Raw genomic sequence first — 23,944 nt, forward strand, 5'->3', positions numbered from 1 at the left:
CGGAAACGACCCGAGGGAAAGATGACCGCGCCCAAGCCCCCTGCAGCCTGTCTGATCGGATGGCCGGCCGCGCATTCGCGCTCGCCGCTGATCCATCATCACTGGCTGCGCACGCTCGGCATCGAGGGCGGCTATGTCATCGAGGCGGTGCCGCCCGAGGATCTGCGCGATTTCGTGCTGCGGCTGTCGCTGCGCGGCTTCGTCGGTGCCAACGTCACCATCCCGCATAAGGAAGCCGTGCTGGCGCTGTCGACGCCCGACGCGCGCGCCAGGACGGTCGGCGCCGCGAACACGCTGTGGTTCGCCGACGGCGAGCTGCGCTCAACCAACACCGATGTCGAAGGCTTCATCAACAATCTCGACGCCAGCGCGCCCGGCTGGGACATGGCCGAGGAAGCGCTGGTGCTGGGCGCCGGCGGCTCCTCGCGCGCGGTCGTGTTCGGCCTGCTGGAGCGCGGCATCAGCTGCGTGCATGTCGCCAATCGCTCCATCGCGCGGGCCGAGACGCTGTCAAAGCAGTTCGGATCGAACGTGCATCCGCTGCCGTGGGACGCGATCGGCGACGTGCTGCCGCGCGCAAAGCTTCTCGTGAACACGACCTCGCTCGGCATGCATGGCCAGCCTTCACTCGACGTCGACCTCGCGCGCCTGCCGCAAGATGCCGTCGTCGCCGACCTCGTCTACGTTCCCCTGGTGACGCCGCTGCTCGCCGCGGCGACGGCGCGCGGCCTGAAGACCGCCGATGGGCTCGGCATGCTGCTGCATCAGGCGGTGCGCGGCTTCGAGCTGTGGTTCGGGCGGCGGCCCGAGGTCACCGCCGAGCTGCGCGCATTGGTCGAAGCCGATCTCACGAAGACTTGAGAGGGGCGCGGCGAATAGCACACCATCTCTGGAGTTCTACGTCGTGGGACAATCGGAGACCGTCATGCCTGTTCAACGTGCAACTTTCACACGCCCCCTGATCGCCGTCGCGATGCTGGTCGTCTCGACCTACTGCGCCTTCGCCCAGAGAGCGCCGGTGCCGACGCGCGTGCGCGGCACCATCGAAAGCGTCAATGGCGACACCATGCAGGTCAAGTCGCGCAGCGGTGAAGAGCTCAAGCTTCACCTCGCCTCCGACGTGAACGTGTCGGGCGTTATCAAGATCTCGCTCGCCGACATCAAGCCGGGCTCGTTCATCGGCGCCACCACCGTGCCGGGACCGGACGGCAGCCAGAACGCCGTCGAGGTGCACGTGTTTCCGGAAAGCATGCGCGGCACCGGCGAAGGCTCGCGACCCTGGGACCTCAAGCCCAACTCCAGCATGACCAATGCGACCGTCGCGGAGAGCGTCGTCGGCAATGACGGTCACACGCTGCTGGTCAAGTACAAGGACGGCGAGAAGAAGGTGTTCGTCGCCGACGACACGCCGGTCGTGACCTTCGTGCCCGGCGACAAATCCGAGCTGAAGCCCGGCGCCAAGGTCATCGCCTTCATCAAGCAATTGCCGGACGGCTCATTTGAGGCCAACCGCGTCAGCGTCGGCCGCGACGGCCTGACGCCGCCGATGTGAGGGGCTGTGAGACGCGCACCTGCCGCCTCAAATGCGGCCGTCGTCCCGGACAAGCGTCAGCGCAGGTCCGGGACCCATAACCACAGGGAAAAGTTGTTACGCGAAGCTGGTTACTCCGAGTCCCCGTAGCCACACCCGCCTGTGGCTATGGGTCCCGGATCGGCGCGCGCTTTGGGCGCGCTTGTCAGGGACGACAGTGATTATTGCTGCGGCATCCCGGCAGACGCACTCACACCGCAATCACGTGATCGTCGATCTCGTCCACCCGGTTGACGCCGCACAGGCCCATTGTGGTGAGCAGCTCCTTCTGGATGATGTCGATCGCCTTGGCGACGCCGGCCTGGCCGCCGGCACCGAGGCCATAGGCATAGGCGCGGCCGATCATGCACGACTTTGCGCCGAGCGCCAGCGCGCGCATCACGTCCTGGCCGGAGCGGATGCCGCCGTCGAACATGATCTCCATCCTGTCGCCCACCGCGTCCGCGATCTCGGGCAGGACCTCGATCGAGGACGGCGCGCCGTCGAGCTGGCGGCCGCCGTGGTTGGAGACCACCAGCGCCTGCGCGCCGGTCTTGGCGGCTTCCTCGGCGTCCTCGACGTCGAGGATGCCCTTGATGATCAGCTTGCCCGGCCAGATGCTGCGGACCCACTCGACGTCCTTCCAGTTCAAGGAGGTGTCGAACTGCGAGGCCGTCCATTCGGCGAGGCGGTTGAGATCTTCAGTGTTCTTCACGTGGCCGGCGATATTGCCGAAGGTGCGGCGCTTGCCCTGCAGCACGCCGGAGACCCAGGCCGGCTTGCTGGCGAAGTCGAGCAGCTTCGACAGCGACCATTCGGGCGGTACCGTCATGCCGTTCTTGATGTCGGCGTGGCGCTGGCCGATCACCTGCAGATCGACCGTGAGCACCAGCGCGCTGCATTTGGCGGCCATCGCGCGCTGGATCAATTCCTTGATGAAGCCGCGGTCCTTCATGACGTAGAGCTGGAACCAGAACGGCTTCTCGACACTGGCGGCGATGTCCTCGATCGAACAGATCGACATCGTCGATTGCGTGAACGGGATGCCGGCGGCCTGCGCGGCGCGGCAGGCGTGGATCTCGCCGTCGCCGTGCTGCATGCCGAGCAGGCCGACCGGCGCGAGGATCAGCGGCATCGTCGACGGCTCGCCGAGGATCGTGGTCGAGGTGTCGCGCTTGGAGACGTCGACCAGGATGCGCTGGCGGAACTTGATCGCCTGCATGTCTTCGCGGTTGGCGCGCAGCGTCTCCTCGGCGTAGGAGCCGCGGTCGCAATAGTCGAAGAATGCCTTCGGCACGCGGCGCCGATGCAGCGTGCGAAGATCGTCGATACAGGTAATATGCTTCATGTCGTTTCCCCGGCCCGTCACGTACCAAACAGTCTTGCATCGGAAGATTTCGGGGTCATCTAGCATGGTTGGATGCACAGCCAAATCGTTTGCAGAACGTTTTGGAAGGAGAGTGCCAAGGAGCGCGTCATGACGAAGCCGCACGCAGGACCTTCGCCGGAAGAGATCAAGGAGAAGCATGATCTCGAGGAGGCGCTCGAAGAGGGGCTGGAGGAGACCTTCCCGGGCTCCGATCCCGTCAATGTCACCCAGCCGGCGCCCAGCCGCGCCGACAGCCATGTGAAGCGCTCGGATTAAGGCGAGTTCCACCGCTTTTCGCTGGTCACGCCGGAATTGCAATGTTAACAATGTGTTATCGGGGGCGGTCGCGGCGCCGGTTCCGTAATGATTCATCATATTTTTTGAAGCCAAGTTAGCCGCGATAGCTTTATAACACCTCGGCAAATCAGGGATGCGGGTCCCGTTGGGGCAGCCCGTGGTTGTAGAGGGGAGTCCCTGGTTGCTGCTTGGGGGACGATATGAGCCGCAAATATTTCGGGACGGACGGGATTAGGGGCCGCGCCAACGGACTGATCACGCCGGAGCTCGCGCTCAAGGTCGGCCAGGCCGCGGGCCTTGCGTTTCAGCGCGGCGACCACCGCCACCGCGTCGTGATCGGCAAGGACACCCGTCTGTCCGGCTACATGATCGAATACGCCATGGTCGCAGGCTTCACCTCGGTCGGTATGGACGTGCTGCTGGTCGGCCCGATGCCGACGCCGGCGGTCGCGATGCTGACCAAGTCGATGCGCGCCGATCTCGGCGTGATGATCTCGGCCTCGCACAATCTGTTCGAGGACAACGGCATCAAGCTGTTCGGCCCGCAGGGCTTCAAGCTCTCCGACGATGTCGAGCGGCAGATCGAGCAGCTGCTCGACGAATCCCTCGACAAGCGCCTCGCGCAGAGCGCGAGCCTCGGCCGCGCCCGCCGCATCGACGGCGTGCACGACCGCTACATCGAATTCGCCAAGCGCACGCTGCCGCGCGACCTTTCGCTCGAGGGCCTGCGCGTCGTGATCGATTGCGCCAACGGCGCCGCCTACAAGGTGGTGCCCGAGGCATTGTGGGAATTGGGCGCCGACGTGGTGCCGATCGGCGTCGAGCCCGACGGCTTCAACATCAACAAGGATTGCGGCTCGACCTCGCCGGAGGCGCTGTCGAAGAAGGTGCGCGAGATGCGCGCCGACATCGGCATTGCGCTGGACGGCGACGCCGATCGCGTCATCCTGGTCGACGAGCGCGGCCATGTCGTCGACGGCGACCAGCTGCTCGCGGTGATCGCGCAGAGCTGGAAGGAGGACGGACGCCTTTCGCGTCCCGGCATCGTCGCCACCGTGATGTCCAATCTCGGGCTGGAGCGCTTCCTGCAAGGGCAGGGCCTCGAGCTCGTGCGCACGCCGGTCGGCGACCGCTACGTGCTCGAGCAGATGCTGAACGGCGGCTACAATCTCGGCGGCGAGCAGTCCGGCCACATCATCCTGTCCGACTACGCCACTACCGGCGACGGTTTCGTGGCGGCATTGCAGGTGCTCGCCGTGGTGCAGAAGCTGCGCCGCCCCGTGTCCGAGGTCTGCCACCGTTTCGATCCGCTGCCGCAGATCCTCAAGAACGTCCGCCACAAGGGCGGCAAACCGCTCGATGATTCCGACGTCAAGTCGGCGATCTCCGACGGCGAGAAGCGCCTCAACGGCCACGGCCGCCTCTTGATCCGCTCCTCCGGCACCGAGCCCGTGATCCGCGTCATGGGCGAAGGCGAGGACCGTCACCTCGTCGAGGACGTCGTCGACACCATCGTTTCGGCGCTGGGGCAGGCCGCCGCGTAAACTCTGTCTTACCCTGCCCTGGAGGGGGAGGGTCGATCGCGCGCAACGCGAGCGGGGTGGGGTGATCTCTCCGCTCGGGCAGCGTCGCGTGTGGAGAGATCACCCACCCCGTCCCATATTTCGCTGCGCTCAATATGAGCCGACCCACGGGCGAGCAGCTCGTCCCGGACCCCTCCAGGGGAGGAAAGGAGCGAGAGCACCGCGCATCCCAGCCATTTGCGATTGACGCTGGTCCGGCCGCCGCTTGCGTCGTAATCAGCACCTCGCGGCAATCTGCCGCGCCGGATTGCCGCCTTGAACAAGCCTGTCGTCGTCTCAGAGGAAACGCTGACCGAGCCCGTCGTCGTCGCCGAATTGGCGCCGGCCGCCGCCAAGGGGCCGGCCTATATCGTGCTCGCCGGCATCAGCGTCTCGCACTTCCTCAACGACACCATGCAGTCGCTGATCGCCTCGGTGTACCCGATCCTGAAGGACGCCTACGCGCTCGACTTCGCGCAGATCGGCATGATCACGCTGGCGTTCCAGTTCACGGCCTCGCTGCTGCAGCCGGTGGTCGGGCACTACACCGACAAGAAGGCGCAGCCCTATTCGCTCGCGGTCGGCATGGCCTCGACCTTCTTCGGCCTGCTGCTGCTCAGCGTCGCGCACCAATATCTCGTCATCCTCGTCGCCGCCGCGCTGGTCGGCCTCGGCTCGGCGGTGTTTCACCCGGAATCGGCGCGCATCGCGCGGCTCGCCTCGGGCGGACGCTACGGCTTTGCGCAATCGGTGTTCCAGCTCGGCGGCAGCTTCGGCACCTCGATGGGGCCGGTGCTCGCCGCGTTGATCGTGGTGCCGTTCGGGCAGGGCAGCATCGCCTGGTTCTCCTCGATCGCGTCTCTCGCCATCCTGATTCTCTGGCGCATCGGGCGCTGGTACGCGCCGCAGATCGCGACGAAGAAAGCGGCGCCCGTCCACACCCAGCCCGGTGCGCCGAGCTCGCGCCGCGTCGCGGTCGCGCTTGTCGTGCTCGTCGCGCTGTTGTTCTCCAAGCAGCTCTACGTCTCGAGCCTTTCGAGCTATTACATCTTCTACCTGATCGATCGTTTCGGCGTCTCGACGCAGGCAGCCCAGATCTATCTCTTCGTCTTTCTCGCGGCGAACGCCGTGGGTGCGTTTCTCGGCGGTCCGCTGGGCGACCGCTTCGGCCGCAAGATCGTGATCTGGATCTCGATCCTCGGCGCGCTGCCGTTCACGCTGGCGCTGCCCTATGCCGGGCTCGTTGCCAGCGCGGTGCTCAGCGTCGCCATCGGCCTGATCATCTCCTCGACGACGTCGTCGATCATCGTGTTTGCGCAGGAGCTGGTGCCGCACCGCTTCGGCATGATCTCCGGCGTGTTCTTCGGCGTCGCCTTCGGCATCGGGGGCCTCGGCGCGGCCGTGCTCGGCAAGCTCGCCGACCACACCTCGATCGAGTTCGTCTACCAGGTCTGCGCCTGGCTGCCGGCGATCGGGCTGCTCGCGGTGTTCCTGCCCAAGCTGCCGCGAAACGCGCGTTAACGCATCCTCTCTTGCCGCGTTGCGGCTTCACACATCGTTAGGGAATGCGGCGCCGATGTCGCATTTGGCGCGGCATTTTTGCAACGCTCGCACGGCGCGCGCGTGTAGGTGAGGAAAAATCAACCTTAAAAATTAGGGTTAAGTGGCGCTTAAACATTTGCTGGCATCGTCCCCCCGTGAGTTTCCAGAACGTGAGGCGCTCGTATTCAGCCTCACCGGCCATAAGGACGAAGCCAATGCGTAGCGTTAAGTCTCTCCTTGCCGCGGGTGCGGCAACCCTGATCTCGTCGATGGCGTTCGCCGCCGATATGCCGATCGCCGCCCCCCCTCCGATGTACGCGCCGCCGGCTCCGCCCGCCGACTTCGGCGGCTGGTATCTGCGCGGCGACATCGGCATGACCAACCAGAGCGCCAAGCGCATCGAGAGCGCCCTGCCGGCCGGGTACTCGAAGACGACGGAAGGCCTCGGCTTCGACTCCTCGCCGCTGTTCGGCCTCGGCGTCGGCTATCGCTTCAACAACTGGTTCCGCGCCGACGTCATCGGCCAGTACCGGGGCAAGGCCAATCTGCACGGTAGCGACAATGTCGTGGGACCCGGCTTCGTCGGTGTCAACAACTACAGCGGCAGCAAGTCCGAGTGGCTCGTGATGGCCAACGCCTATGTCGACCTCGGCACCTGGTGGTGCGTTACTCCGTTCATCGGCGCGGGCGTCGGCGGCTCCTACAACAAGCTCAGCGGCTTCCGCGACGACGGCGTGTCCTACAGCCCGCTGCTCAACAACAGCGTCGCCTACTTTGCCGACAACGGAAAGTGGAACCTCGCCTGGGCCGCTCACGCCGGTCTTGCCTACAAGGTCAATCCCGGCTTCACCGTCGAACTGGCCTACAGCTACATGAACCTCGGCGATGCCGCGCCCGGCAACTACCGTTTGTTCGACAACAGCGCTTCCGGCCCGACCTCGATCAAGGTCAGGGACATCACCTCGCACGACGTCAAGCTCGGCGTGCGCTGGGATCTCAACAGCCCGCCGGCCTATGTGCCGCCGCCGCTGGTCACCAAGGGCTGATCGCAAGCTGATCGGTTAGGACTCCTTAACGGCGCGGGATCATCCCGCGCCGTTTTGCTTTGCGTATTTTTCATGGCGAGGTGCGGCGAAGGCGCCTGGCGCAACCATTGGTTAAGGTTAACAGGCGATGATCATCGCAACAGTTCGAGTCCGATGGAGCGTGGTGATGCGTAGGCTGGTGTTGGCAGCGGCGATGTTGGGGACGGTGTCTGCCGCGCAAGCGGCCGACATGCCGGACCTGCCCGTGCTGCGCGGCGGCTTCGCCGACGGTCTGTCGAAGACCTCCGTCAATTGGAATGGCTTCTATGTCGGCGGTCATGGCGGTTATACCGCAGATGCCACGGATTTCAGCCAGAGCGTGGTCGGACTGACCAACTACATCTTCCGCGACAGCGTACTCCAGGGGCCGACCTCGACGTGGTCGCTGCTGAACAAGACCAACACTCAAAGCACCAATTTCGGTGGCTTCGTCGGCCGCAACTGGCAATGGTATGATGCCGTTCTCAGTCTCGAGGGCACTTACAGCTACTTCAACGATATGGCGACCTTGACGTCGGGAACCAACTCGCTCGTCATCGTCAACCCGCCTGGTGAGGTGCGGGCGCCCGGCGTCACCAACAACTATGCCGTCACGCTGACGGGTGCCGCAGCGGCACAGGTCAAGGACATGGTGACGCTCCGCGGCCGCGTGGGTTGGGACGGCGGCAGCTTCATGCCCTACGCCTTCATGGGCGCTGCCGTCGGGCGAATGGACGTGTCGCGCACCGTGACCAGCAGCGTCTCGATGCGACAGGACACGACGACGACGGATTTCTTCGGCAACACCACGACGATACTCGGAACGTGGGGCCCGGTTCCTGCGCAGTCGGGCACGCAAGGTCAGCACAGGACCAACACTTACGCAGTAGGTTGGACCGCCGGCCTCGGGCTCGAATACTGCGTTTGGGACGGCTTGTTCGCCCGCATCGAATATGAATATGTGAGATTCTCGCCAGTCATGAACACGCAGGTGACGCTGAACAACGCGCGCCTCGGCGTCGGCTACAAGTTCTGAGCCGTCCGCCTCCTGTTGACAGCTTCGCTTCGTCCTGATGCTCTGTCGTCGGAAATTGGGGCGGCAGCGATGAAGATCTACGGCGACAGCAATTCGGGCAATTGTCTCAAGGTGAAGTGGGTCTGCGACAAGCTCGCATTGCCCTATCAGTGGATCGAGATCGACACCCGCAAGGGCGAGACGCGCACGCCGCAATTCCTGAAGATGAACGGCGCCGGGCAGGTGCCCACCGTCGCATTCGCCGACGGCCGCACGCTGGCGCAGTCCAACGCCATCATCCGCTATCTCGCCCGCGACAGCGCGCTGGTTCCGCGCGACGCCTTCACCGCGGCCAAGATGGACGAATGGCTGTTCTGGGAACAATACAGCCACGAGCCCTACATCGCCGTGTGCCGCTTCCTCATGGTCTATCTCGGCAAGGATGCCTCCGAGCTCGATCCTGAAAAGGTCAAGCGCGGCCATGCGGCGCTCGACCGCATGGAGCAGCATCTCGCCGCCAGCCGCTTCTTCGCCGGCGACGAGGTGTCGCTAGCCGACGTGTCGCTGCTCGCCTATACGCGCCTCGCGCATGAAGGCGGCTTCGACCTCGGCCGCCATGCGTCCGTCCGCCGCTGGATCGGCGACGTTGAAGCGTTTCTCGGCCTTCCGCCGGCGCGCTGAGGTGCGGAGTCGCCTGAGATGAATCCCGAAGCCGTCTCTATCCGTCCCGCGCGCCGCGAGGACGTCGCCGCGATCGTGGCGATGCTCGCCGACGATCATCTCGGCCGCGCGCGCGAGCGCGTGGAGGATCCGTTGTCGTCCGCCTATTATGACGCATTCGCGCGGATCGCGCGCGATCCGAATCTCACGCTGGTCGTTGCCGAGAGTGAGGGCAGGGTGGTCGGCTGCCTGCAGCTCGCGATCCTGCCGGGCCTGAGCTCGCAAGGCGGATCGCGCGGCCTGCTCGAGGATGTTCGCGTTGCCACCGAGTGTCGCAGCCGCGGCATCGGCGAGCAATTGGTGCAATGGGCCGTGACGGAAGCAAAGGCGCGCGGCTGCAATCTGGTCGAGTTGCTCACGCATCAGACGCGCGTCGATGCGCAGCGCTTCTACAAGCGGCTCGGCTTCACGGCGAGTCACGTCGGAATGACTGTCCGCTTTTGAGGCAGCGCGACGCGAGCGCTGCGCAGCCGGCAAAAAATCGGGCTTTTCACTCGGTCGTGTTAAGAGCCGGTAAACTACCGCTCCGTCGTTCACATTGATGAAGGAACGAAGGGTGCTACGGGGGCATCTGACACCGGGCTCGCTCGGTTCGGGACATTTCGATGACAAGCTATTCGATGATCAAGGTCGGCAACGACTACGTCGTGCAGGCCAATGACAAATGCATTTTGAAGGTCGGAAGCCGCCGCAAGGCGGCGCAATTGATCAGCGATGCCACGGACTTGCTGAATGCGCTCACTGTCGTCGAATCCCCTGATATTGCACCGGAAGCGCCATCACTGGCGCGTGAGGCCCCGGAACTTCCTTGACGGACCTTCCCGATTCCCGTATCAGCCGCGGCGGGACACCTCCCCCCAACGGGAGGCTTACTATCTGGAAGGGTAGATCATGACTGTAGCGAAGCCCGCTTCGCGGCCGACCGTGCCGCATTTCTCCTCCGGCCCCTGCGCCAAGCGCCCCGGCTGGAACGCCCAAAATCTCAAGGACGCAGCTCTCGGCCGCTCGCATCGCGCGAAGATCGGCAAGACCAAGCTCAAGCTCGCGATCGACCTGACGCGCGAAGTGCTCGAGGTCCCCGCCGATTACCGTATCGGGATCGTGCCGGCCTCCGATACCGGCGCGGTCGAGATGGCGCTGTGGTCGCTGCTCGGCGCACGGCCCGTCACCACGCTCGCCTGGGAATCCTTCGGCGAGGGCTGGGTCAGCGACATCGTCAAGGAATTGAAGCTCAAGGACGTCACCAAGCTCAATGCGGCTTACGGTGAGATCCCCGATCTGTCGAAGGTCGATCCCAAGAGCGACGTCGTCTTCACCTGGAACGGCACCACGTCGGGCGTGCGCGTTCCGAACGCGGACTGGATCAGCGCGAGCCGCGAAGGCCTGACCATCTGCGATGCGACCTCCGCCGCGTTTGCACAGCCGCTCGACTGGGCCAAGCTCGACGTCGTCACCTTCTCCTGGCAGAAGGCGCTCGGCGGCGAGGCTGCGCACGGCATGCTGATCCTGTCGCCCCGCGCGGTGGAGCGGCTCGAGACCTACAAGCCGGCCTGGCCGCTGCCGAAGATCTTCCGCATGACCAAGGGCGGCAAGCTCAACGAAGGCATCTTCGTCGGCGAGACCATCAACACGCCGTCGATGCTCTGCGTCGAGGATTATCTCGATGCGCTGAACTGGGCCAAGTCGATCGGCGGTCTCAAGGCGCTGATCGCGCGCGCCGACGCCAACACCAAGGTGCTGGCGGACTGGAAGGCGAAGACGCCCTGGATCGACTTCCTCGCCAAGGACGCATCGATCCGCTCCAACACCTCGGTGTGCCTGAAGTTCACCGATCCCGCGATCACCTCGCTCTCCGAGGACGCGCAGGCGGAGTTCAGCAAGAAGCTGGTGGCCCTCGTCGAGAAGGAAGGCGCGGGCTACGACTTCGCCTATTACCGCGACGCGCCGGCCGGCCTGCGAATCTGGTGCGGCGCCACGGTGGAAGCAAAGGACGTCGAGCTGCTGACGCAGTGGATCGACTGGGCCTTCGCCGAGACCAAGGCCACGCTCGCGAAGGCGGCGTAACGCGTCACCCCATTCTCGTCATGGCCGGGCTTGACCCGGCCATCCATCGAGAAAGATGGACCCGCGGGTCAAGCCCGCGGGTGACGCTCCGTAAATGCAGCTCGCACCACGGATCATCCCCATGACCAAACCCAAAGTTCTCATTTCCGACGCGCTCTCGCCCGCTGCCGTGCAGATCTTCAAAGACCGCGGCGTCGAGGTCGACTTCCAGCCCAATCTCGGCAAGGACAAGGACAAGCTGGCCGAGATCATCGGCAATTACGACGGCCTTGCGATCCGCTCCGCGACCAAGGCGACCGCCAAGATCCTCGAGAAGGCGGCCAGGCTAAAGGTGATCGGCCGCGCCGGCATCGGCGTCGACAATGTCGAGATCCCGGCCGCGACGGCCAAGGGCATCATCGTGATGAACACGCCGTTCGGCAATTCGATCACGACCGCCGAGCACGCCATCACCCTGATGCTCGCGCTCGCCCGCGAGATCCCGCAGGCCGATGCCTCGACGCAGGCCGGCAAGTGGGAGAAGAACCGCTTCATGGGCGTGGAGATCACCGGCAAGGTGCTGGGCGTCGTCGGCTGCGGCAATATCGGCTCGATCGTCGCCGACCGCGCGCTCGGCCTGCGCATGAAGGTGATCGCGTTCGACCCGTTCCTGTCGCCGGAGCGCGCCAAGGACATCGGCGTCGAGAAGGTCGATCTCGACGATCTGCTCAGGCGCGCCGACTTCATTACGCTGCACACGCCGCTGACCGAGAAGACCAAGAACATCATCGACGCGGCCGCGATCGCCAAGATGAAGAAGGGCGTGCGCCTGATCAATTGCGCCCGCGGCGGTCTCGTCGACGAGCAGGCGGTGGTCGATGCGCTCAACGCCAAGCACATTGCCGGCGCCGCCTTCGACGTCTTCGTCGAGGAGCCCGCGACCAAGAGCGTGCTGTTCGGCCATCCCAACGTGATCTGCACGCCGCATCTCGGCGCCTCCACCACCGAGGCTCAGGAGAACGTCGCGCTGCAGGTTGCCGAGCAGATGTCGGATTACCTGCTCACCGGCGCGATCTCGAACGCGGTCAATTTCCCCTCGATCACGGCGGAAGAAGCGCCGAAGCTGAAGCCGTTCATCGCGCTCGCCGAGAAGCTCGGCTCGTTTGCCGGCCAGCTCACCGAGAGCGGCATTCTCAAGGTCGAGATCACCTATGAGGGCCACGTCGCCGAGATGAAGATCAAGGCGATCACCTCCGCGGTGCTGTCGGGCCTGCTGCGGCCCATGCTTGGCGAGGTCAACGTCGTGTCCGCGCCTGTCGTCGCCAAGGAGCGCGGCATGGTGGTGGACGAGATCGTCCGCGCCGCCCAGAGCGACTATGAGAGCCTGATCACCGTCACGGTCACCACCGAGCGGCAGGAGCGGTCGGTCTCGGGCACCGTCTATGCAGACGGCAAGCCGCGCCTCGTCGACATCAAGGGCATCCGCGTCGACGCCGAGTTCGGCAAGTCGATGATCTACGTCACCAACGAGGACAAGCCGGGCTTCATCGGCAAATTCGCGGGGCTTCTGGGCGACGCCAAGATCAACATCGCGACCTTCCATCTCGGCCGCGTCGCTCCGGGCAGCGATGCCATCGCGCTGGTCGAGGTCGACGGTGTGGTGCCGGCCGATGTGCTCGCCAAGGTGCAGGCCCTGCCGCAGGTCAAGCAGGCCAAGGCGCTGACGTTCTGAGCGGCTCCCACCGGCGTCATGGCCGGGCATAGCCGTCCGAAGGACGGCGTCCTTTCCGCTCGCCTATGACCCGGCCATCCACGTCTTGCCGCTCGGCGCGTAGAACGTGGATGCCCGGGCCTTCGCCGCGCCGAAGCGGCTTCGGCCGCGCAGGCGGGACAAGCCCGGGCATGACGTGTGGATAGAGCGGGCGCGCACGCCCCGGAATGACGATCATCATATCATATATTCCGACACGCGGAACAACGCCGTCTCCATCGCCGGAGGCGGCGTTTTCATTTTCCCCACCCCCAATCTTTGTGTACCAATGGCGTCAGGACACTCCGTTCCAAATCGTTCGACAAGGGAGAAAACAATGCGTGAAGCCGTCATCGTTTCCTATGCGCGCACGGGCCTGGCGAAATCCGGCCGCGGCGGGTTCAACATCACGCCGCCGATGTCGCTCGCGGCCCACGCCATTCATCACGCGGTGGACCGCGCCGGCGTCGAGAAGGACTATGTCGAGGACTGCTATCTCGGCAATTGCGCCCATGGCGCGCCGAACATCGGCCGCCAGGCCGCGTTGCTCGCCGGCCTGCCGAAGACCACCGCCGGCGTGTCGGTGAACCGCTTCTGCTCGTCGGGCCTGCAGACCATCGCGATGGCCGCGAACTCGATCCGCTCCGACGGCGCCGATTGCATCGTCGCCGGCGGCGTCGAGAGCATCTCGATTCCCGGCGGCGCCACGCCGAAGGAATCGGTCGATCCGGAACTGCTCAAGGTCGCCCCCGACATCTTCATGGCGATGATCGACACCGCCGACATCGTCGCCGAGCGCTACAAACTCAGCCGTGAATATCAGGACGAGTTCTCGCTGGAATCGCAGCGCCGCATGGCCGCAGCCCAGCAGGCGAACAAGTTCAAGGACGAGATCGTCCCGATGAAGACCAAGATGAAGGTCGTCGACAAGCAGACCAAGGCCGAGTCGATCGTGGACTACACCGTCGATCGCGACGAATGCAATCGCCCCGAAACGACGATGGAAGGATTGGCAAAACTCGAGCCGGTGAAGGGCCCCGGCAAGTTCGTCACCGCCGGCAATGCCAGCCAGCTCTCCGACGGCGCCGCCGCGGTGGTGCTGATGGAAGCCAAGGACGCCGAGAAGCGCGGCCTCAAGCCGCTCGGCCGCTTCGTCGCCTGGGCCACCGCCGGCTGCGAGCCGGACGAGATGGGCATCGGCCCGGTGTTCGCGATTCCGAAGCTGCTCAAGCGCACCGGCCTCAAGATCGACGACATCGATCTGTGGGAGCTCAACGAGGCCTTCGCCAGCCAGTGCCTGTATTGCCGCGACCAGCTCGGCATCGATCCCGCCAAGTACAACGTCAACGGCGGCTCGATCGCGATCGGCCATCCCTTCGGCATGACCGGCGCCCGTCTCACCGGCCATCTGCTGCAGGAAGGCGCCCGCCGCAAGGCCAAGTGGGGCGTGGTGACGATGTGCATCGGCGGCGGCCAGGGCGGCGCCGGCCTGTTCGAGATCTATCACTGAGGCTCAAGCTCTCGCAGACAAGGAAGCACGGCGCTGGTGAAGCGCCGTGCTTCTTTTTTGGAACTGTGCCTGTGCACGTCACCGTGCACAACGGCGAGCATTGTAGCGAAATACACGTATTAATACGTGCCCGCAAATTAACGGAAGCTTTCCGCGATTATCACTTCATCAACCGCATCGCTCACCACCAGCTTGGTTCACGATGCGGCTCCTCTCCCTGCGACTCACTCACAAGATCACCGCGATCGGCGTCATTGGCGTCATCGGCGTCGTCCTGATCGGCGGCATTCACCTCTACGGCGAGCGGAGGATGGGCGTCTATCGCGACGCGGCCGAGGATGCGCGCGCCGTGTTCGAGCTGAACAACAGGATCGCGGTCGAGCTGCTCGAGGCGCGCCGCGCCGAGAAGGATTTTCTGCTGCGCAGCGATCCGGCCAGGGCGCAGCGACAGGTCGAGATCAGCCGGCAGGTGGCGCTCGACATCGAGACGCTCCGCGGCAAGATCGCAGCGCTCGGCCAGCCCGAGCTGGCGCAGAAGATCGACGCGATGAATGCGTCGCTGAAGACCTATCAGGCCCGCTTCGCCGCGGTGGTCGAGGAACGGCAGCGGCTCGGCCTCGACGAGAAGTCCGGGCTCGAAGGCCGCCTGCGCGCTTCCGTCCACGGTATCGAGAGCCAGGTCGACCAGTTCCAGAATTCCGAGCTCAAGGTCATCATGCTGATGATGCGCCGGCATGAGAAGGATTTCATGCTGCGCCGGAACGCCAGATATGGCGAGGAGATGAAGAAGCGCGCGTCCGAATTTGCCGCTGGCCTCGACGCGGCAGCCATTGCCGACGGCGCCAAGGCTGAGCTGCGCCAGAAGCTCGCCGACTATCAGCGCGACTTCTCCGCCTGGATGGAGACCGCGCTGAAGCTGGCGGCCGAATCGAAGGCGATGTCCGAGGCCTTCGCGTCGGTCGAGCCCGTGATCGAGCAGATTTCGACATCGGTCGACCGCATCCGCGCCGATGCCGACCGTCTCAACGAGGCCGAGCGCACCAGCATCCAGTTCTGGATTGCGGTCGCGATCGCGCTGATTGCGACGAGCGTGCTCGGCCTCGGCATCTTCATCGGACGTTCGGTCTCGAGGCCTTTGATCGCGATGCGCGCGGCGATGATCGAGCTTGCCAACGGCAATTTCGCCATCGTTCTTCCCGGCCTCGGCCGGCCCGACGAGATCGGCGAGATCGCGCAAGCCGTCGAGACTTTCAAGATCAACGCCGAGCGGAAGGCGCAGGAGGAGGCCGAAGAGAAGATCAGGCAGGACAAGCTCGCCGCCGAGCGCCGCCGCGCCGACATGATCAGGATGGCGGACGATTTCGAAGGCGCGATCGGCGAGATCGTCGAGACCGTGTCGTCGGCGGCCAATGAGCTCGAGGCGTCGGCGACGTCGCTGACCACGACCGCCAGCCGCTCGACCGAGCTTGCCACGCTGGTCGAGGCGGCGTCCGAGGAAGCGGCGACCAACGTGCAGTCAGTGGCGTCCGCCGCCGAGGAGCTGACCGCCTCCGTCAACGAGATCAGCCGCCAGGTGCAGGCCTCCGCGCGCATGGCGGGCGAGGCTGTCACCCAGGCCGGGCAGACCAACGACCGCGTCAGCGAATTGTCCAAGGCGGCCGCGCGCATCGGCGACGTGGTCGAGCTCATCAACGCCATCGCCGGCCAGACCAACCTCTTGGCGCTGAACGCCACCATCGAGGCCGCGCGTGCGGGCGAGGCCGGACGCGGCTTTGCCGTGGTGGCCTCGGAAGTGAAGGCGCTGGCCGAGCAGACCGCGAAGGCGACCGGCGACATCGGTCAGCAGATCTCGAGCATCCAGGTCGCGACGCAAGATTCCGTCGGCGCGATCAAGACCATCGGCGGCACCATCGAGCGCCTGTCCGAAATCTCCTCCACCATCGCGGCCGCGGTGGAAGAGCAGGGCGCCGCGACCAGCGAGATCTCGCGCAACGTCCAAAGCGCCGCCGCCGGCACCACGCAGGTCAGCGCCAACATCTCCAGCGTGCGCCAGGGCGCGACCGAGACGGGATCCGCCTCCTCGCAGGTGCTGTCCGCGGCGCAATCGCTGTCGAACGACAGCAGCCGGCTGAAGATCGAGGTGAGCAGGTTTTTGGAGACGGTGCGGGCGGCGTGAGCCCCGCCGTCATTCCGGGGCGTCGCGAAGCGACGAGTCCGGAATCCATTGCACCACCATTGATGAGGATCGATGGATTCCGGGCTCGCGCCAAGAGGCGCGCCCCGGAATGACGGCTTGAGCGTGCCGCGCCCTACGCCCCCGCCAGCGCTGGCGCGAGCACCACCTCGATCAGCGTGCCGTGGCCGGCGCTCTTGATGTTGAACCGGGCGCGGTTGGCTTCGACCAGCGCTTTGGTCAGCGACAGGCTCAGTGCCGAGCTGTCGGCGGCATCGCCCGGCGGCGGCGTGCGGAACGGCTCCATCGCGGCGGCGACTTCGCGCTCGGAAAGGCCGTGGCCGGTGTCGCGGATGCGCAATGCGATCTCGCCGCGGTCGGTCAGCGCGGTCGAGACGATGACCTGGCCGCCGGCGCTGGCGAGCCGGATCGAGTTCGAGATCAGGTTCATGGTGATCTGCCGCATCGCGCGCGCATCGACGCTCACCTGCGGCAGCGCATGGGCGAGCGAGGTGCGGATGATGATGCGCTCGCGGTTGGCCTGCGGCTGCATCACCGTCACGCAGGCTTCGACCAGGTCGTTGAGGTTCAAGTTCGCGAAATTCAGGTCGAGCTTGCCGGTCTCGATCCGCGACAGCTCCAGGAGGTCGTCGATGATGGCGATGACGCGCTCGCCGGAAGCGCGGATGTCCTTCATGTATTCGCCGTAGCGCTCGTTGCCGAGCGCGCCGAAGCGCTCGGAGATCATCACCTCGGCGAAGCCGATGATGGCGTTGAGCGGCGTGCGGATCTCGTGGCTGATCCGCGCCAGCATGTCGGCCTTGGCGTTGGCCGCGCCGTCGACGAGGCGGCGGGCCTTCGTCAATTCGCTCTCGCCCTTCTTGGCGTGCGAGAGATCGCGGAACACGGCGAAGAAGTTCGGCCCTTCGGGCCGGGTGCGACCCATGATCATCGCGAGCGGAATAACGCCGCCCTTCTTCTCGCGGCCCAGCACCTCGCGGCCGTGATCGAGCAGGCTGGAGATGTCCTGGCTCTTCAGGCTTTCCAGATAATCGGCGACGATCTGCTGGCTCTCGGGGGCGAACAGCGTCAGCAAATTCTGCTGCAGCAGCGCCTCGCCGTCATAGCCGAACAGCGCCTCCGCGCTGCGGTTGCAGGCGTGGATGTTGCCTTCGGCATCGAACATCACGATGCCCTCGGCCGTGGTGTCGAGGATGGCGGCGAGATCCTCGGCATCGGCATCGCCGGCCGCGGGCTCTGCGTCCGCGGCGTCAGGCTCTGCGGCCACCACGGTCTCCGCGACGGCAGCCGCCGCGGCGATCGGTGCCACCTGCGGCAGCGCGCAGATCAGTGCATGCGCGCTGTCGCCGTCCCACTCGATCGTGTGCAGATGCGCTTCCGTCGCGGCCGGCGGCGTTTCGCCATTCGGAGCCGTCGCGCTGATCGTGACGGGCGTGCCGCCTTGCGAGCTGCTGCTGGCCGCCGACACGCCCGGCTCGACATAGAGCGCGTCCAGCCCGCCGGCATGCTCCAGCGCGTTCAGGCCGTCATAGCCCATGCGCGCGAGGAAGGCGGGATTGGCGTAGAGCAGGCGGTCGAGCCGGTAGATCAGGATGCCCGTCGGCAACAGGTCGAGCAGCGTGCGGTCGCGCGCGCTCATCCCGCGCGGCGGCGGTGCGGGCTCGGTCAGCCATTCGGCTGCGGCCTGCGGCGGCTCCGGCTCCGGTGCTTCGGCGCTGGTCTCCGCCACTGGTCCGGCCGCGTCGGTCGTGATGGTCTCGCGCTCGCGTTCGAGCCGCTCGGACAATTGCCGCGCGAGCTCGTTGAACGCGCTGTTCTCGACCGGCGTCAGCGTCGGAGGCCGGGTATCGCCGGCGGCGCGGAACGGCACGACATTGGGAGGCGTTTCCACGGGCGTGTCCAGTTCGGTTGGGTGTGAAGTCGTCTCGCTTGTGGGCTCTGGCAGGTCGGGTTCGGCTTGCGGTTCGGGCTCGGCCTGCGGCTCGGGCTCGGATGGCGCGATCGGCGGTGCCTCTGCTTCGCCCTCGGCCTCAGTTTCCGCCGCCGCTTCAGGCTCGGGCTCCGCATCAGGCGCGACGGCCTCGGTGGAGCGATCCTGTACCGGCGGCTCGACGAGCAGCTCGAAACGCCTGAGCGCCTCGAGCCGGTTGAGCGCGTCGAGATCGCGGCAGACGCCGAAGCCGCGGAAGCCGGCGAACTGACGGTTGCGGTCGTAGACCGGCAGGCCCGCGAGCTCGACCGGAATATGCTCGCCGCCGTCGGCCGGCCAGTTCACTGTGATGCCGGCCCAGGTGTCCTTGCTTTCCAGCGCCTTTGCCACGCGGCCCTCGGGATCGAGCGAGAATTCCTCGGCGATCTCGCGCCAGGGGCGGCCGAAGCCGGCGGCCGTGTGCGTGCCCATCAGGCGGATGAATTCATCGGAGCCGAGCACAAAGCGGCCCTCTTCATCCATCTGCCAGAGGAAGCGCAGCGGATGCTGACGCGGTGCGGGCGGCTCTTGGTGGCTAGCAGAGTCCTGGCCCGAAGTCGGCTCGACCATGCCTGCATTGATCGGCGCGGGCTGCGGCGACACAATGGCTTGCGGCTGGTTTTCAACCGGAGTTTTGGCCGCCGCGGGGACGACCGGCTCCGGCGTCGGCGCAATCGTCTCGGCGGGCGGTTCGGCCGGCTCAGTGAATGCGTCGAACAGCGCGATCGCAGACGGTGCCTCGTCTGGCGCAGGCCGTCCGTCCTCAGGCACCGCGTCCGGAGGCGTCACGTCGGGCGCGGCCTCGTGCGCCGCCGTGGTGGCGGCGGGCTCGATCACCGCGACCAGGCCGATATCGGCGCCGCTGCCAACCCGCTGCAGCACCATCTGGCCGATGCCGATCGGCGTCGCGGCGCGGCCTTTTGCCAGCGCATCGCTGCGGGCGCGGTCGAGCCCGGCCTCGAATAGATCGCGAAAGCCGAGCAGGGAGCGCGCGGCCTCGCTCGCGCCGACGAACAGCCCGTCCGGCGCGAACGCCGCCATCGGCACCTTGGCGCCGGCGACCAGCCGATGCAGCCGCTCCACCAGCGGCATGGTGCGCAGCGTCGGGTCCATGGCGATGACGAGCACGGCGTGACTGCCGTCGGCAAAGTCGAGCCGCGCGCAAGCACAGGTCATCAGCGCCCCTAACCGGGCGCCGAAGCCGCGCATCCGCTGCAGCCGCATTGCGCCGTTCGCCGGCAGCTGGGGGGCGAGCCTGACGATTTGGCGGCGATGGCTGTCGGCGGGGCCGAACACCTTGTCCGCAAGGCCGGCGCTGTTGGCCGCGCCGAATAGTTTTGCGCCGACCGGATTGGCCCATAGCACGCGCGCGCCGTCGGTCGACCACAGCCAGACCGGCAGGGCAGAGGTCGCATGCACGGCCAGCCGCGGATCGCCCACCCCTCGCAACTGGAAATCCGAACGCGTCATCAGGCCGGCTGCATCTCACGCTTCACGAGTGGCGGCTGCCGGGAATGACAGCCTTAAGAAAGGGTTAGTATCGCCCGGAAGGCGCGACCAGGTCCACGGCCCAAAGCCCGCAAGCGTCCCCCAAGCGGCGATAACCTTAATCCCGCCAACCCCGCAAGCCGAGCCGACGTTGCATCCAAGGGATTCAAGGGGGCTTGCGAAGAGACGCACCCGCGCGGCATCTCAGGTGCCCATCCTCCCCTGGAGGGTCCGGGACGAGCGTAGCTCGCCCGTGGATCGGTTCGCACGCAGCGAAGCGGAGAGCGAACCGAGGTGGGGTGACAGTCTCTCCCCACAGGCGGTCCCCGAGTGGAGAGATCACCCCACCCCGGCTCGCATCGCTGACGCGTTGCGAGCCGACCCTCCCCATCCAGGGGAGGGTAAGAGCGCGTGTGTTGCCGGGCGCATCCCACTACCTCAACCCCCGGTTCCCCCGCCTGGGAACCTCATCCTGCCCGAGATTAAATTTCGCATCGCACCCCTCTGCCGCGTTGCGATGCACAATGTTGACATGATAGGCAGCCATAGTTCTGGCGCTGGGCGAGCCATCACCTTTGTTTCGCGTTTCCAGTCTTCGTACCCGCTCAATGCGCAGGGCCCATGGTCGGGGCCGGCGGGCGCGCCAGAAGGCTCACTCCATTTTTTCAATTAGCGTGAGGGACCAACATGACAGGTGCGACTGATCCGTTTTCTGCCTCGATCATCCCGTTCGAGGTTCCCGAGCAGGTGCGTGCGTTCGCCGAGAAGGGCGCGGCGCAGGCCCGTGAGAACTACGCCAAGTTCAAGGACGCCGCCGAGACCCATAACGGCACCGTCGAGGCCGTGTTCACCTGCGCTTCCAAGGGCGCCAGCGAGTACACCGCCAAGCTGGTCGAGTTCATGAAGGCCAATTCGAGCGCCCAGCTCGACTTCGCCCAGCAGCTGTTCGGCGCCAAGTCGCCGACCGAAGCAATGGAGCTGTGGACCGGCCACGCCCGCAAGCAGCTCGAGACCTATCAGGCCCAGGCCAAGGAGCTGGTCGAGCTCACCCAGCGCGTCGCCAATGAGACCGCCGAGCCGATCAAGGCCAGCGCCTCGAAGTACTATCCCTCCGCCGCCTGAGCGGTCGGATCGATGTAAGCCAGCGAAACCCGGGCCCGAAAGGCCCGGGTTTTTCTTCGCCTCTCCGCTTCCCCATGCGGAAATCCAAGAATGGTCGTCATGCCCGGGCTTGTCCCGCCTGCGCGGCCGAAGCCGCTTCGGCGCGGCGAAGGCCCGGGCATCCACGTTCTAGGTGCCGCGGGCAGAAGCCGTGGATGGCCGGGACAAGCCCGGCCATGACGATGTGGGACCTAGAACGCCCCAATCGTCGGGCTCATATGCGAGGTCTCCCCACCGCGCCCGATTTCCCCGCACCGACGATGATTTCACCCGGTTTTTCACCCCATTGCGGCCTTGCCAAACCCGGCCGTTGCACCTAGTTTCCGCCCCGTCCAGCCCCCCTCAGGCATCAAGCCTTTTCAGGCAGCCCAAGGCGCGGCTCGCAAGGATGCAGTTGTAGCTCAGTTGGTTAGAGCGCCTGTCTGTGGAACAGGAGGTCGGTGGTTCGAGCCCACCCAACTGTACCAGCGGGATCAACCAGTTTGCATCGGTCGCTATTTGTTCGACCGTTTGAGTGGCGCGCTCCCTACGGCCGCGGCTTAAAGAGATCGGCGAGCCTCTCGACGGGATCCTAAGGCAAAGCCACTCCCGGCGATCTCCAGATCGTCAAGAACTGACGGACTGCATCTCGAAATCGCCGAACGACGCGGCGTGGCAGCGAGTGGAAACAATAAGTTTGCGGCGGAGCCAAACTTGCCGCGCTCTTTCGATGCTTTCCCGAGTTGCGCTTCGCACTTCTTAGGAACGCCAGTTTTCCGGCCTCAACTCGAGACGCAAACCTCAGGCTCAGCGCTAGCGCGCCACCACCCACACCACCGGTAACGTCACCGCCGCCAGCAGCGTGCCCAGCGCCACTGCGCCCGACACCGGGTTCACCATCCGCTGATACTGCACGGCGCAAATGTACGCATTGCGCCGGTCGGCATCGCCGCGAACAGCACGATGACGCCGGCGATCGGCGGCAGGTCGAGCAGTCTTGCAAACAGGAATGCAGAGGCCGGCATTGCCGCAAGCTCGAGCGCGCGCATCACCAAAATGCTCTGCCGCTCGCTCTTCACCTCGCGCGAAACAAACAGATGCCGAGATTGATCAGCGCCGTCGGCGAGCCCGAATGCGCAAAGGATGTGATGATTGTTCGGAAGACTGCCGAGATTGCGGGTCGTGCATCAGGTAAGCCAGTCGATCTTACTCTTTGGGGCGCGCCTCAAACTCTTTTCGACGAAAGCGAGGACGGGTGTAAACTGTTTCACAGCAGCCGGCTGGCTGCGACCTTAAGATCGTTCTGCACTTCTACGTTCTTGTGCGGCTCGTCCGTACAAGATGTCGCTCTCTGTTGAAACAACGAGGAGCATGAAGATGAAGACGTTTCTTGCAACGAAATCTCCATTCCTGATCATCGCCACTCTTGCAGTTTGCATCGGCACTGCGCGTGCCGATGTCATCATGGACTGGAATGCGAAAGCAGATGCGATTGCCGCTGAAAAGAAGGTGCTGCCTGTGCCACAGGCCCGCACGATGTCGATGCTTCACGTTGCCATGTTCGAGGCCGTGAACGCGATCGACAGGCGATACACGCCATACAAGCTGGATCTCGTGGCAGACCGCTCCACGTCCAAGGAAGCCGCAGCGTCGACTGCGGCTTACAACATTCTTCTGACGATCTATCCGGACCAAAAAGGTGCCCTCGATGCGGCATTGATTGCATCGCTTTCCGGCATTCCGGACACGGAGGGAAAGGCGAAGGGAATCGAGCTTGGAAAGGTGGCCGCTTCCGGCGTGATGGCGTTGCGCAGGGATGACGGCAGTGATGTCCAGGAGACTTATCGTCCCTATACAGCCCCGGGAGCCTATGTGCCGACCGTGGTGCCGATCGGCACCACGGCTGGAATAATGTCCCCTTGGGTCATGACATCGGTCTCACAATTCCGTCCAGCGCCACCTCCGGCGCTTGATTCCGAGACCTGGACCAGAGACGTCAACGAAATTCGGGAGCTCGGCGCTCGCAACAGCACCACCCGAACGGCAGAGCAGACCGCGATCGGACGAGTCTGGTTTCTGGTCGGGCCTCCCAGCTTCAATCCAATCGTCCGGCAGGTCGCCTTGGCCAAGCACATGGACGTCGTTGACTGCTCGCGCCTCTTCGCCCTCACCGAGATCGCTGCGAACGACGCAATCGTTGCCGTCCTTGATGCGAAGTATCATTACAACTTCTGGCGGCCTGTAACGGCCATACGCAACGCGGACATCACGCACAACCCGATGACGCCACGCGAAGCGTCTTGGTTGCCGCTGGGTGAAACGCCGATGCATCCCGAATACCCCTGCGCCCACTGCATCGTATCGGCGGCGGTGTCCACGGTTCTCCGGTCCATCGCGGGCGACGAGGTCGGAGAGCTAACGATGACCAGCCCCACTGCGCCAGGGGTGACTCGCAAATGGACCAAGCTCCAGGATTACAGCGATGAGGTCGCAAATGCCCGCATCTATGCCGGTTTCCATTACCGTTTCTCGACGGAGGTCGGAAAGGACATGGGCCGTAAAATCGGTGACTTGACTGTCGGGACACAGCTTCGCGGGCTGGAAGCGCGAGCTGAACCGAAGCAGTAAGCCGACGCGAATCACACAGAGGTCGAGAAGCGCTCGACATCGAGGCATCCAGGCTTGAGATGGCAGAACAAGTCGACGGTTCG

General features: G+C 65.1%; 19 protein-coding genes and 1 tRNA gene. 17 read left to right on the top strand and 3 right to left on the bottom strand.

Translation table 11 applies throughout. The features are described from left to right. The first annotated feature begins 21 nt into the window (after positions 1 to 21). A complete protein-coding gene (locus tag I6F17_RS28175) occupies positions 22 to 861 on the top strand; it encodes a shikimate dehydrogenase (protein WP_225131800.1) in 840 nt (279 codons plus the stop codon). Positions 862 to 925: 64 nt separating this feature from the next. Continuing rightward, the gene (locus I6F17_RS28180) at positions 926 to 1,552 is read left to right on the top strand and encodes a hypothetical protein (RefSeq protein WP_225131801.1); all 627 of its coding nucleotides are present in this window, start codon (positions 926 to 928) and stop codon (positions 1,550 to 1,552) included. A gap of 229 nt (positions 1,553 to 1,781) precedes the next feature. Here the strand turns inward: I6F17_RS28180 and I6F17_RS28185 are convergent, their stop codons facing one another. After that, positions 1,782 to 2,918 carry an alpha-hydroxy acid oxidase gene (locus tag I6F17_RS28185; RefSeq protein WP_036009502.1) on the bottom strand — a complete coding sequence of 379 codons (1,137 nt, stop codon included), beginning with the start codon at positions 2,916 to 2,918 and terminating at the stop codon, positions 1,782 to 1,784. Between the two features lie 129 nt (positions 2,919 to 3,047). Between I6F17_RS28185 and I6F17_RS28190 the strand changes: the two genes are divergently transcribed. The 12 genes from I6F17_RS28190 (at position 3,048) to I6F17_RS28245 (ending at position 16,618) form a co-directional block, all read left to right on the top strand. Beyond that, on the top strand, positions 3,048 to 3,215 hold the full coding sequence (locus I6F17_RS28190) for a hypothetical protein (protein WP_193760559.1): 168 nt from the start codon (positions 3,048 to 3,050) through the stop codon (positions 3,213 to 3,215). 221 nt (positions 3,216 to 3,436) lie between these two features. Further along, complete coding sequence (gene glmM, locus I6F17_RS28195; protein WP_036009507.1) at positions 3,437 to 4,780, top strand: phosphoglucosamine mutase; 1,344 nt, start codon at positions 3,437 to 3,439, stop codon at positions 4,778 to 4,780. A 294-nt stretch (positions 4,781 to 5,074) separates the two neighbouring features. Next, positions 5,075 to 6,319: an MFS transporter gene (locus I6F17_RS28200; protein ID WP_276573295.1), complete on the top strand. Its 1,245-nt coding sequence runs from the start codon at positions 5,075 to 5,077 to the stop codon at positions 6,317 to 6,319. Between the two features lie 236 nt (positions 6,320 to 6,555). Further along, a complete protein-coding gene (locus I6F17_RS28205; protein WP_036009511.1) occupies positions 6,556 to 7,386 on the top strand; it encodes an outer membrane beta-barrel protein in 831 nt (276 codons plus the stop codon). A gap of 166 nt (positions 7,387 to 7,552) precedes the next feature. Next, the gene (locus I6F17_RS28210; RefSeq protein ID WP_036009512.1) at positions 7,553 to 8,440 is read left to right on the top strand and encodes an outer membrane beta-barrel protein; all 888 of its coding nucleotides are present in this window, start codon (positions 7,553 to 7,555) and stop codon (positions 8,438 to 8,440) included. Between the two features lie 69 nt (positions 8,441 to 8,509). Further along, entirely contained in the window at positions 8,510 to 9,100 is a 591-nt protein-coding gene (locus I6F17_RS28215) for a glutathione S-transferase family protein (protein WP_225132128.1), read from the top strand. Between the two features lie 18 nt (positions 9,101 to 9,118). Continuing rightward, positions 9,119 to 9,583 carry a GNAT family N-acetyltransferase gene (locus I6F17_RS28220; RefSeq protein ID WP_225132127.1) on the top strand — a complete coding sequence of 155 codons (465 nt, stop codon included), beginning with the start codon at positions 9,119 to 9,121 and terminating at the stop codon, positions 9,581 to 9,583. 176 nt (positions 9,584 to 9,759) lie between these two features. After that, positions 9,760 to 9,951, top strand: a complete 192-nt coding sequence (locus tag I6F17_RS28225) for a hypothetical protein (protein ID WP_225132126.1) — start codon at positions 9,760 to 9,762, stop codon at positions 9,949 to 9,951. 79 nt (positions 9,952 to 10,030) lie between these two features. Continuing rightward, positions 10,031 to 11,203, top strand: a complete 1,173-nt coding sequence (locus tag I6F17_RS28230; RefSeq protein WP_036040116.1) for a phosphoserine transaminase — start codon at positions 10,031 to 10,033, stop codon at positions 11,201 to 11,203. A gap of 121 nt (positions 11,204 to 11,324) precedes the next feature. Continuing rightward, positions 11,325 to 12,914: a phosphoglycerate dehydrogenase gene (gene serA, locus I6F17_RS28235; RefSeq protein ID WP_225132125.1), complete on the top strand. Its 1,590-nt coding sequence runs from the start codon at positions 11,325 to 11,327 to the stop codon at positions 12,912 to 12,914. A gap of 355 nt (positions 12,915 to 13,269) precedes the next feature. Continuing rightward, a complete protein-coding gene (locus I6F17_RS28240) occupies positions 13,270 to 14,442 on the top strand; it encodes an acetyl-CoA C-acyltransferase (RefSeq protein WP_225132124.1) in 1,173 nt (390 codons plus the stop codon). A 202-nt stretch (positions 14,443 to 14,644) separates the two neighbouring features. Beyond that, a complete protein-coding gene (locus I6F17_RS28245) occupies positions 14,645 to 16,618 on the top strand; it encodes a methyl-accepting chemotaxis protein (protein WP_225132123.1) in 1,974 nt (657 codons plus the stop codon). Between the two features lie 133 nt (positions 16,619 to 16,751). Here the strand turns inward: I6F17_RS28245 and I6F17_RS28250 are convergent, their stop codons facing one another. Beyond that, positions 16,752 to 20,075, bottom strand: coding sequence for a PAS domain S-box protein (locus tag I6F17_RS28250; protein ID WP_225132122.1), 3,324 nt, complete (start codon positions 20,073 to 20,075; stop codon positions 16,752 to 16,754). Between the two features lie 705 nt (positions 20,076 to 20,780). On the opposite strand from I6F17_RS28250, the gene I6F17_RS28255 reads away from it, so the two are divergent. Further along, positions 20,781 to 21,215 carry a phasin gene (locus I6F17_RS28255; protein WP_109145285.1) on the top strand — a complete coding sequence of 145 codons (435 nt, stop codon included), beginning with the start codon at positions 20,781 to 20,783 and terminating at the stop codon, positions 21,213 to 21,215. 429 nt (positions 21,216 to 21,644) lie between these two features. After that, positions 21,645 to 21,721, top strand: a tRNA-His gene (locus I6F17_RS28260). Positions 21,722 to 22,126: 405 nt separating this feature from the next. On the opposite strand, the gene I6F17_RS28265 is transcribed toward I6F17_RS28260, so the two are convergent. Continuing rightward, positions 22,127 to 22,285 (bottom strand): hypothetical protein, encoded by a 159-nt coding sequence (locus I6F17_RS28265; RefSeq protein WP_225131632.1) that lies wholly within the window; start codon positions 22,283 to 22,285, stop codon positions 22,127 to 22,129. A 325-nt stretch (positions 22,286 to 22,610) separates the two neighbouring features. On the opposite strand from I6F17_RS28265, the gene I6F17_RS28270 reads away from it, so the two are divergent. After that, complete coding sequence (locus tag I6F17_RS28270) at positions 22,611 to 23,861, top strand: vanadium-dependent haloperoxidase (RefSeq protein ID WP_225131633.1); 1,251 nt, start codon at positions 22,611 to 22,613, stop codon at positions 23,859 to 23,861. The last annotated feature ends 83 nt before the right edge of the window (positions 23,862 to 23,944 follow it).

Source organism: Bradyrhizobium sp. NBAIM18 (assembly GCF_020193825.1).
GTDB lineage: Bacteria > Pseudomonadota > Alphaproteobacteria > Rhizobiales > Xanthobacteraceae > Bradyrhizobium > Bradyrhizobium yuanmingense.

Coding starts and splice junctions, on each gene's coding strand:
- I6F17_RS28225 (WP_225132126.1), top strand. CDS start 9,760: ATGATCAAGGTCGGCAACGACTACGTCGTGCAGGCCAATGACAAATGC.
- I6F17_RS28175 (WP_225131800.1), top strand. CDS start 22: ATGACCGCGCCCAAGCCCCCTGCAGCCTGTCTGATCGGATGGCCGGCC.
- I6F17_RS28190 (WP_193760559.1), top strand. CDS start 3,048: ATGACGAAGCCGCACGCAGGACCTTCGCCGGAAGAGATCAAGGAGAAG.
- I6F17_RS28215 (WP_225132128.1), top strand. CDS start 8,510: ATGAAGATCTACGGCGACAGCAATTCGGGCAATTGTCTCAAGGTGAAG.
- I6F17_RS28255 (WP_109145285.1), top strand. CDS start 20,781: ATGACAGGTGCGACTGATCCGTTTTCTGCCTCGATCATCCCGTTCGAG.
- I6F17_RS28210 (WP_036009512.1), top strand. CDS start 7,553: ATGCGTAGGCTGGTGTTGGCAGCGGCGATGTTGGGGACGGTGTCTGCC.
- I6F17_RS28270 (WP_225131633.1), top strand. CDS start 22,611: ATGAAGACGTTTCTTGCAACGAAATCTCCATTCCTGATCATCGCCACT.
- I6F17_RS28180 (WP_225131801.1), top strand. CDS start 926: ATGCCTGTTCAACGTGCAACTTTCACACGCCCCCTGATCGCCGTCGCG.
- serA (WP_225132125.1), top strand. CDS start 11,325: ATGACCAAACCCAAAGTTCTCATTTCCGACGCGCTCTCGCCCGCTGCC.
- I6F17_RS28230 (WP_036040116.1), top strand. CDS start 10,031: ATGACTGTAGCGAAGCCCGCTTCGCGGCCGACCGTGCCGCATTTCTCC.
- glmM (WP_036009507.1), top strand. CDS start 3,437: ATGAGCCGCAAATATTTCGGGACGGACGGGATTAGGGGCCGCGCCAAC.
- I6F17_RS28240 (WP_225132124.1), top strand. CDS start 13,270: ATGCGTGAAGCCGTCATCGTTTCCTATGCGCGCACGGGCCTGGCGAAA.
- I6F17_RS28205 (WP_036009511.1), top strand. CDS start 6,556: ATGCGTAGCGTTAAGTCTCTCCTTGCCGCGGGTGCGGCAACCCTGATC.
- I6F17_RS28250 (WP_225132122.1), bottom strand. CDS start 20,075: ATGACGCGTTCGGATTTCCAGTTGCGAGGGGTGGGCGATCCGCGGCTG.
- I6F17_RS28220 (WP_225132127.1), top strand. CDS start 9,119: ATGAATCCCGAAGCCGTCTCTATCCGTCCCGCGCGCCGCGAGGACGTC.
- I6F17_RS28185 (WP_036009502.1), bottom strand. CDS start 2,918: ATGAAGCATATTACCTGTATCGACGATCTTCGCACGCTGCATCGGCGC.
- I6F17_RS28245 (WP_225132123.1), top strand. CDS start 14,645: ATGCGGCTCCTCTCCCTGCGACTCACTCACAAGATCACCGCGATCGGC.